1 protein-coding gene is annotated in these 1126 nt (G+C 73.4%); it reads left to right on the plus strand.

Annotated elements, in window-relative coordinates; all coding sequences use genetic code 11:
* A partial coding sequence (locus tag K206_RS0134620; protein WP_020206851.1) for an amidase family protein occupies window positions 1-1028 on the plus strand: 1028 nt, incomplete at its 5' end.
* Between the last annotated feature and the right edge of the window lie 98 nt (window positions 1029-1126).

The raw sequence follows: 1126 nt of genomic DNA on the forward strand, positions 1-1126 counted from the left end.
CCGCGGCCGTGGCGGCCGGCCTGGCGCCGGCCGCCACCGGCACCGACACCGGCGGCTCGATCCGCCAGCCGGCCTCGTTCTCGGGCATCACCGGCATCAAGCCCACCTACGGCCGCGTGTCGCGCTACGGCATGATCGCGTTCGCCTCGTCGCTCGACCAGGGCGGCCCGATGGCGCACACCGCCGAGGACTGCGCGCTGCTGCTCGGCGCGATGGCCGGCTTCGACGAGCGCGACTCCACCAGCCTGGCGCCGGCCCAGGGCGGCGTGGACGAGGACTTCACCCGCCTGCTGGGCCAGCCGCGCGCCGGCGCCGGCGCCGCGCGGCCGCTGTCGGGCCTGCGCATCGGCCTGCCGAAGGAATACTTCGGCGCCGGCCTGTCGGCCGACGTGGAACAGGCCGTGCGCGCCGCGCTGGCCGAGTACGAAAAGCTGGGCGCCACGCTGGTCGAGGTGTCGCTGCCCAAGACCGAGCTGTCGATCCCGGTGTACTACGTGATCGCGCCGGCCGAGGCCTCGTCCAACCTGTCGCGCTTCGACGGCGTGCGCTACGGCCACCGCGCGGCCGAATACCGCGACCTGATGGACATGTACAAGAAGAGCCGCGCCGAAGGCTTCGGCCCCGAGGTCAAGCGCCGCATCCTGGTGGGCGCCTACGTGCTGTCGCACGGCTACTACGACGCCTACTACCTGCAGGCGCAGAAGATCCGCCGCATCATCGCCGAGGACTTCCAGCGCGCGTTCGCGCGCTGCGACGTGATCATGGGCCCGGTGGCGCCCACGGTGGCGTGGAAGCTCGGCGAGAAGAGCGCCGACCCGGTGCAGATGTACCTGGCCGACATCTTCACGCTGTCGACCAGCCTGGCCGGCCTGCCCGGCATGAGCGTGCCGTGCGGCCTGGGCGAAGGCGGCATGCCGGTCGGCCTGCAGCTGATCGGCAACTACTTCGGCGAAGCCGAGCTGCTGCAGACCGCGCACGCGTTCCAGCAGGCCACGGACTGGCATCTGCGCCGGCCCGCGCAGGCATGAGCGCGCGGCGCTGGCTGGTCCGCATCGCCGCGGGCGTGGCGCTGGCCGCCGCGCTGGCGGCGTGCATCCCGCTGCCGCGCTTCGGCCGGCCCACGCCC

It is taken from the genome of Cupriavidus sp. WS, from assembly GCF_000395345.1.
GTDB classification, from domain to species: Bacteria; Pseudomonadota; Gammaproteobacteria; order Burkholderiales; family Burkholderiaceae; genus Cupriavidus; species Cupriavidus basilensis_B.